The 595-nt window shown below is 64.7% G+C and carries 1 protein-coding gene; it reads right to left on the reverse strand.

Features of this window, described 5'->3' with window-relative positions; all coding sequences use genetic code 11:
- Positions 1–214: 214 nt before the first annotated feature.
- Positions 215–574, reverse strand: coding sequence for a hypothetical protein (locus tag GY769_22955; protein ID MCP4204778.1), 360 nt, complete (start codon positions 572–574; stop codon positions 215–217).
- Positions 575–595: the final 21 nt, after the last annotated feature.

The following is a 595-nucleotide window of genomic DNA, read 5'->3' on the forward strand; positions in this document are numbered from 1 at the left end:
GCTCAGCAAAAGCGACCCCCAGCCGGATCGAGTCTTCGGAGCGAGTTTGAAGTCAGGCGTGCGTGATCTATGGCCGGTTACGGCAGCCGGCCGGCGATGTGCACACGGGCGGACGGCACCTCCATCATCGGGAGTGCCGGCGGCCGAGACGTGACGTGCGTAATCTGCCGGCGGCCCCCTCGTCATCGGGGGTGCCGCCGGTGTGGAGGCGGGCTCAGAGCCTGCCTTGCATCTTCAGCCAGAGATAGCTGATCTCGCCGGGATCGACCGGCTTGTCGAGGATCTCGCGGATGATGGGCAGGAAGTAACGCAAGGAGCCGATGGGGGCAAGAGGCTGGCGTTGCGGATCGCGTGAGGTTCTTCGCGCTGTGGCGAGGACGAAGGCGCCCTCGACCGCGGTGAACGGGACCATCTTCTGGTAGAGGCGTACAGCGAGATCGTGATCGGCACGGCGTACTTGCCCGCAAGCCGTGGGAGTGGTGCGGTATTCCTCGAGGGTCTGGCGCACGTACTGCTGGCGATCCATGGTGGCGTCGAAGACCCACCATTCGTTGGCATCGGGAGGCAGTCTCATCCTTGAGGTTCCCGCAATGAC

It is taken from the genome of bacterium, from assembly GCA_024224155.1.
Classification (GTDB): domain Bacteria; phylum Acidobacteriota; class Thermoanaerobaculia; order Multivoradales; family JAHEKO01; genus CALZIK01.